General features: G+C 40.8%; 7 protein-coding genes and 2 pseudogenes. 2 read left to right on the top strand and 7 right to left on the bottom strand.

Features of this window, described 5'->3' with window-relative positions:
* From BKK50_RS13265 to tatA, 6 genes and pseudogenes are all read right to left on the bottom strand, one after another.
* Positions 1-387: pseudogene (locus tag BKK50_RS13265) on the bottom strand (hypothetical protein); the annotation flags it as partial.
* A 247-nt stretch (positions 388-634) separates the two neighbouring features.
* Entirely contained in the window at positions 635-1984 is a 1350-nt protein-coding gene (gene gdhA / locus BKK50_RS11470) for an NADP-specific glutamate dehydrogenase (protein WP_077418223.1), read from the bottom strand.
* A 225-nt stretch (positions 1985-2209) separates the two neighbouring features.
* Positions 2210-3232 (bottom strand): porphobilinogen synthase, encoded by a 1023-nt coding sequence (gene hemB / locus BKK50_RS11475; protein ID WP_077418226.1) that lies wholly within the window; start codon positions 3230-3232, stop codon positions 2210-2212.
* Between the two features lie 56 nt (positions 3233-3288).
* Positions 3289-4059: a twin-arginine translocase subunit TatC gene (tatC, locus tag BKK50_RS11480; RefSeq protein WP_077418229.1), complete on the bottom strand. Its 771-nt coding sequence runs from the start codon at positions 4057-4059 to the stop codon at positions 3289-3291.
* A gap of 9 nt (positions 4060-4068) precedes the next feature.
* Positions 4069-4620, bottom strand: coding sequence for a Sec-independent protein translocase protein TatB (gene tatB / locus BKK50_RS11485; protein ID WP_077418232.1), 552 nt, complete (start codon positions 4618-4620; stop codon positions 4069-4071).
* Positions 4621-4623: 3 nt separating this feature from the next.
* Positions 4624-4854 carry a twin-arginine translocase TatA/TatE family subunit gene (gene tatA, locus BKK50_RS11490; RefSeq protein ID WP_018356456.1) on the bottom strand — a complete coding sequence of 77 codons (231 nt, stop codon included), beginning with the start codon at positions 4852-4854 and terminating at the stop codon, positions 4624-4626.
* Positions 4855-5050: 196 nt separating this feature from the next.
* On the opposite strand from tatA, the gene asd reads away from it, so the two are divergent.
* The gene (asd, locus tag BKK50_RS11495) at positions 5051-5920 is read left to right on the top strand and encodes an archaetidylserine decarboxylase (protein ID WP_077418235.1); all 870 of its coding nucleotides are present in this window, start codon (positions 5051-5053) and stop codon (positions 5918-5920) included.
* A 21-nt stretch (positions 5921-5941) separates the two neighbouring features.
* On the top strand, positions 5942-6565 hold the full coding sequence (gene bamJ, locus BKK50_RS11500) for a BamJ family beta-barrel-assembly machinery protein (RefSeq protein WP_077418238.1): 624 nt from the start codon (positions 5942-5944) through the stop codon (positions 6563-6565).
* A gap of 79 nt (positions 6566-6644) precedes the next feature.
* On the opposite strand, the pseudogene BKK50_RS11505 reads toward bamJ, so the two are convergent.
* Positions 6645-6814, bottom strand: a pseudogene (locus BKK50_RS11505) (IS3 family transposase); the annotation flags it as partial.
* Between the last annotated feature and the right edge of the window lie 39 nt (positions 6815-6853).

A 6853-nucleotide genomic window follows, 5' to 3' on the forward strand; every position in this document is an offset into this window, starting at 1 on the left:
GGTTGGAATCCACACATTAGCAATTTCAACCGCCAATAAATCCCATTACGCTCAACCAATCCCTTTTTCGCTAACCGCAACAACATTCTTTTTACCACTTTATAATAGCTATCACCTGCATCAACAAATTGCGGTTGCCTCACTAACCTTAATGCCTCTTCTGCGATATCTCCACACACCAACCGCGTACCCTTACTTTCCCTTAATACCTGTGCGATTAAACGAGTAGTAATCACAGATTGGCTTTTAGTTTTTTCAGGATAAATGGAACTGCTAGCTCGCTAATCTCTCGAGATAAAAGCTGCATTTGCACCGTTAATAAATCTTGTTTTCTTTCAGTTGAAGTAACCCTTCAACTAACTCGTGCTTAAGTAACTTTTGTATCATAGTAAAAATCCCTATTGAGTGAAAATTTCAATAGGGATTTTTATGTTTTCAATCGGTTAAATCTTTGTGCAACTGCTACATAATACCGTTACTATAAGGTCTTAACCCACTTTTGATTAACCATTTTGTCCATTACACCAAGATTGAGCTCGGTACAATACCAAGCTCAATATTTAAGTTAACTAACCTGTCCAACTTTATGGGAGGCAGATCAAAGTGCGGTCAGTTTATTCAATGTTTTTAGAGATTAATAAACCCCTTGTGCTAACATTGCATCAGCCACTTTCACAAATCCGGCAACATTTGCACCCACTACATAATTGATGTTCTCTTGACCTTCTAGCGTGCCGTATTTTTTACAATTCGCATGAATATCCAACATAATGCGGTGTAATTTGGCATCCACTTCTTCCGCTGTCCAATATAGACGCTGTGAGCTTTGTGCCATTTCTAAACCGGAAGTGGCCACCCCACCCGCGTTAGCCGCTTTACCCGGCCCAAATAATACACCCGCCTCTAAAAATGCATCGGTTGCTTCAATAGAAGTTGGCATATTCGCCCCTTCTGCCACTAATTTCACACCATTTGCGATCAATGCTTTTGCATCGGCAATTTCAAGCTCATTTTGGGTGGCACAAGGCAGCGCAATATCTACTTTCACTTCCCAAGGGCGTTTGCCTTCCACATATTGCAAGCCAAACTGCGCAGCATAATCTTTTACACGACCACGTTTAACGTTTTTAATTTCGAAAAGAGCGCTCAATTTTTCAGTGGTAAAACCTTCAGGATCATACACATAGCCGGAAGAATCTGAACAGGTCACCACTTTTGCCCCTAAAGCTAAGGCTTTTTCGATGGCATATTGTGCCACATTTCCGGAACCTGAAACCGACACCACTTTTCCCGCAAAGCTATCTCCTTTTTCAGCTAACATCGCTTGAGCAAAATAAACTAATCCGTAGCCAGTGGCTTCCGGGCGAATTAAACTCCCACCAAAAGATAAGCCACGTCCGGTGAAAACACAGGCTGCTTGGTTTGATAATTTTTTCATATAGCCCGCAAGGTAGCCTACTTCACGCCCCCCTACACCGATATCACCGGCAGGAACATCCGTATCTGCACCGATATGACGATATAATTCCGCCATTAATGCTTGGCAAAAACGCATCACCTCTGCATCCGATTTGCCTTTAGGGTCAAAATCCGAACCCCCTTTGCCCCCCCCCATTGGTAAAGTAGTGAGAGCATTCTTGAAAATTTGCTCAAAGCCTAAGAATTTTAAAATTGAGAGATTAACAGAAGGGTGGAAGCGCATACCACCCTTGTAAGGCCCAATCGCACTATTAAATTGCACTCGAAACGCTCTGTTTACTTGAACCTGACCTTTATCGTCTGTCCAAGCCACACGGAATTGAAAGGCACGCTCCGGTTCAACTAAACGCTCTAATAAAGCCTCTGAACGATACTTTGGATTGGCTTCCAAAAACGGCCAAATAGAGGTAAAAACTTCACGAACCGCTTGTAAAAATTCAGGTTGATGACCATCACGCTGTGCGACTTTTGCTAAAAACGATTCTAAAGATGAGACTGTTGACATACTGTGTTTCCTTCTTAATTTTTGATGTTGATGTGTTTGTTTTATTATGAGCAACCGTTTGTGAACGGTAGGGACACAATATGCAATGACTAATTTAATATTGCAATGATTTTTTTAAGGAAAAAATGAGTAAAAAAGAAAAAACGAGAAAATATTTAATATTTTCTCGTTTTTATTAGATGATATTTAATTTCCGTGATAAAGATCACCTTTTTGGTATAAAAACTACTTATTTTTACTTTCTAAATAGAGCCATTCCGCGACTTGTTTTGCAAAATAGGTCAAGATGCCGTCAGCCCCTGCGCGTTTAAAACAAAGAAGGGATTCCATAATACATTCTTTCTCTTTTAACCAACCATTTTGAATGGCCGACATATGCATAGCATATTCACCGGAAACTTGATAGGCAAAAGTCGGGACGCCAAAATGTTTTTTCACACGATAAACCATATCCAAATAAGGCATCCCCGGTTTCACCATCACCATATCCGCCCCTTCCTGCAAATCAAGTGCGACTTCCTGCAAGCCCTCATCACCATTTGCCGGATCAAGTTGATAGGTTTTCTTATCACCACCTTTCAGATTACCAGAAGAACCGACCGCATCACGGAAAGGTCCATAATAATTTGAGGCATATTTTGCAGAATACGCCATAATTTGCGTATTGATGAAGCCGTTTTCTTCCAACGCTTGGCGAATATGCCCGATACGTCCATCCATCATATCGCTCGGTGCAACGATATCTGCGCCTGCCTGTGCATGAGAAAGTGCTTGTTTCACTAAAACCTCTGTGGTGATGTCATTTAATACATAACCTTCCTCATCAATAATGCCGTCTTGCCCGTGAATAGTATAAGGATCAAGGGCGACATCGGTTAACACGCCTAATTCCGGATAGGCTGCTTTTAAGGCTTTTACCGCACGTTGTACCAAACCATTCGGGTTATAAGCTTCTTCCGCCATTAAGGTTTTCTTGCTTTGTTCAATAACCGGGAAAAGTGAAATAACCGGTACACCATATTTCACTAACAGACCGGCTTCGATTAACAGTTGATCAATGGTTAAACGTTCTACGCCGGGCATAGAAGGAACAGGTTCCCGGTAATTTTCCCCCTCTAAAATAAACACCGGATAGATTAAATCATCGACCGTGAGTTTATTCTCAGCCACAAGACGACGGCTAAAATCATGCTTACGCAAACGACGTAAGCGGCGAGTAGGAAATCCTGTAAAAATTTGTTGGGTCATACTGTTATCCTTTTACTGATTATTTATGACAAGAAAGGGGGCAATGCCCCCATTTGTTATTCCGTTTTTTCTTCCGAATTTTTCACCGCACTTTCTTCCGCTTCATCCTTTGGTTGATAGAAACGGGCAACTAATAACCCCACTTCAAACAATAACCACATAGGAACAGCCAGTAGGGTTTGAGAAAATACATCAGGTGGTGTAAGAATCATACCGATAAAAAAGGCAGCGACAATAATATAAGGGCGTTTTTCTGAAAGGGATTTTACGGTGGTTACCCCTGTCCAGCAAAGCAAAATAATGGCAATCGGCACTTCAAAACACACACCAAAGGCAAGAAATAAGGCCAAGGCAAAATCAAGGTAGCTACTGATATCTGTTGCAATCGCCACGCCTTCTGGAGCAGTTTGTGTGAAAAAGCCGAAAACAAAGGGAAAAACCACATAGTAGGCAAAGGCAACACCGCAATAAAATAAAATCGTACTTGAAAACAGTAACGGATAAATCATTCGCTTTTCATGTTGATACAATGCCGGCGCAATAAACGCCCAAATTTGATAAAGCAAATAAGGGACAGAAATAAATATCGAAACAATTGCAGTTAATTTAATCGGAGTGAAAAAAGGAGTTTGGATATTCGTTGCAATCATCGTTGCCCCCTTTGGCATGACTTCCGTGAGGGGGGAGGCAACGAAATGATAAATATCATTAGAAAAATACACCAAACTGACAAAAATGACTGCAACACAAATTACACAACGCAATAAGCGGTTTCTTAATTCGACAAGATGGCTAATAAGAGGTTGAGATTCATCCACGTGATTCATAAAAACTCTCTAGGATTGGGATTTCGGTGCCGGGGCAACGTCCATATCATCCGGGGGATAATAATCAGATAAACGCTCCGTTAATTCAGCTTGTTCGTGGGGTTCAAGTGCGGTCAGATCTGAAGGCGTTTTTTCATCAATTTCTACGCTTTCACTCTTTGTTAAACTATCACTTGAAACCATATTTTCGTCCAGTTTAATATTTTCAGCCGCACTTTTAAGTTCTTTGATCTGTTCTTCCACCGTTGTCCCCGCTGCTGTGGCTTTTGATTCTAACTCGGCACGCATTTTATCTGCCTGTGCCTTTAAGTCTTCAACGGTTTTACTTAACTCAGGCGAAAGGGACTGCAAATTCAGGGATTCCGCTTTCTTGATGCTATCCTGTAATTCTTGCAATTTCAGTTCTTGTTTTAATTCATTTTGAACATTAGCAGCTAGCCCACGGATGGTTTTCACCCACCCCATCACGGTTCTGATAGCGACAGGTAAACGTTTAGGACCTAGCACCACTAAGCCTACAATCATTAATAAAACAAGTTCGGAAAAACCAATATCAAACACGAGTTACGCCTGTTCTTTCTCTTTTGTTGTTTCAGTTTTTGCCGTTTCGCTGTTGTTATCAATGGATTTAAATTCCGCATCTTTGGCTTTTGGCTCATCATCTTGCATCGCCTTTTTAAAGCCTTTTACCGCCGCACCAAGATCAGCCCCTGCATTTCTCAATTTTTTCGTACCAAAAACCAATAAAATCACCACTAATAAGATAATCATTTGTGCCGGAGATAAACCAAACATAATAAAAAACTCCCTTCTTCTAAGAATAAAAAACTTGGGCTGAATATACTCTTTTTGCCCCCATTGAACAATAGCCAAAGCGAATTATTTTCTCATCAACAATAGAAGGTGCGGTGCATTTTATGGGAGAATTAAAAGTTGGAAGAATGGCAAAAATTGCTATAATCACCGCTCATTTTCAGAAGGAAAGATAAATATGCATTCAATTTCTTATTGGCAACGCTTAAAAGTTGCTTTTCAATATGTGATGCCTCAACTTTATTTAACTCAATTTGCCGGCTGGTTTGCAAAGCAAAAATGGGGCAAAGTCACACACCTCGCCATTAAAACCTTTGCGAAAAAATACAACATTGATATGAGTATTGCGCAAAAAGAACAATTTAATGACTACGAAAGTTTCAACGAGTTTTTTATTCGCCCTCTCAAAGATAACGCCCGTCCAATTAACCAAAATCCGACTGCACTTTGTTTGCCGGCAGACGGTCGTATCAGTGAATGTGGTCATATTGATGATAATCGCTTATTACAAGCCAAAGGGCATTTTTTCCGTTTAGAAGATTTATTGGCAGAAGAAAAAGAATTAGTGGATACCTTTAAAAATGGTGAGTTTGTCACCACTTATCTTTCGCCAAGAGATTATCACCGTGTGCATATGCCTTGCGATGGGACACTGCGTAAAATGATTTATGTTCCCGGCGATTTATTTTCGGTCAATCCGTTTTTAGCCCAACACGTGCCGAATTTATTTGCCCGTAACGAGCGGGTGATTTGTGTGTTTGATACAGAATTTGGCGTCATGGTACAAATTTTAGTAGGCGCCACTGTCACCGCAAGTATTGGGACAACTTGGGCGGGAGTGATTAATCCGCCACATCATAATGAGGTGAAAACTTGGACTTATGAAGGCGAAAGTGCGGTGAAATTAACCAAAGGTCAGGAAATGGGCTGGTTCCAACTTGGCTCTACCGTGATTAATTTATTCCAAGAAAACCAAGTACGATTGGCTGATCATCTCAGTGTCGGCGAGCCGGTTCGTATGGGTGAAATTTTGGCATACAAAAAGTAATTTTTAACAAAGGAAAATAGCATGAATTTTGAACAAATTAAACTAGAGAGTCTTTCTGAAAAAGGCAGTTATGGTATCGGTTTGCAAATTGGTCAACAATTATTAGACAGCCAAATGGAAATCACTGTTGAATCAGTAGCAAAAGGGATTTTCGATGCGATTAATCACAATCAACCGGCATTGGATATCAATGAATTAATGCTTTCCGTGCAGCAACTTCAACAACAAGCGGCGCAAGTACAACAGGCTCAATTCAAAGTAATTGAAGAAGAAGGCAAAGCCTTTTTAACGGAAAATGCCAAAAAAGCCGGTGTAACTGTCACGGACAGCGGTCTTCAATATGAAATCATCACAGAGGGTACAGGGGCGAAACCGTCAGCTACGGATAAAGTGCGTGTTCACTACACCGGCACATTACCAAACGGCACGGTTTTTGACAGCTCCGTCTCCCGTGGTCAACCAGCAGAATTCCCGGTTAATGGCGTAATTCGTGGCTGGGTAGAAGCATTACAAATGATGCCGGTAGGCTCTAAATGGAAATTGACTATCCCACACGAGTTAGCCTATGGTGAACGCGGAGCCGGTGCCTCAATTCCCCCATTCTCTACTCTCGTATTTGAAGTGGAATTATTAGATATTCTTTAATTTCAAAGAGAAAAGGGTGGTTGAAAATGATCTGCCCCCAAAAAGTTAGAGTCATTTAATTCAAGGACTGAGTTCTGTATTACTCGGGGCTTAGTCCTTTTAGTTTTGCTTGAATCCGTTCATGATTATAGTAATGAATATATTCACAATCGCTTTTTCAAGTTGCTCAAACGTTTCAAATCGATTGCCGTAATAACATTCCGTTTTTAATCGAGCAAAAAAACTCTCCATCGCACCATTATCAAGGCATTTCTTGACATACTTTATTGAATACTATCCTCAAGTATT

Origin of the sequence: Rodentibacter rarus (assembly GCF_001998965.1) — a bacterium.
Classification (GTDB): domain Bacteria; phylum Pseudomonadota; class Gammaproteobacteria; order Enterobacterales; family Pasteurellaceae; genus Rodentibacter; species Rodentibacter rarus.